The 294-nt window shown below is 58.2% G+C and carries 1 protein-coding gene; it reads left to right on the top strand.

What is annotated here, in order from left to right; translation table 11 throughout:
* Window positions 1–35 precede the first annotated feature (35 nt).
* Window positions 36–294 (top strand): efflux RND transporter permease subunit (locus Q4563_RS18910; RefSeq protein ID WP_336623059.1); only part of this gene is annotated, 259 nt, incomplete at its 3' end.

Below are 294 nucleotides of genomic sequence, written 5' to 3'. Positions count from 1 at the left end.
ATTTCCTCGACAATGAAGCCGACAACGTCAAACACATCTTCGCCATTTCCGGCTTCAGCTTCGCCGGCTCCGGGCAGAATACCGGCATGGCCTTTGTGGCGTTGAAACACTGGGACGAACGCACCAGCGCAGACACCTCCGCCAACGCCATTATCCAACGTGCCCGAGCGAGCCTGTCGACCATTCGTGACGCCAACTTCTTTATCTTGTCCCCTCCATCCATTCGAGGCCTGGGGCAGAGCAACGGCTTTACCTACGAACTACTCGCCGCTCCCGGTACCAGCCGAGAAGAGC

This window comes from Gilvimarinus sp. 1_MG-2023 (assembly GCF_030548285.1).
This window is presented reverse-complemented; position numbering and strand designations above follow the sequence as displayed.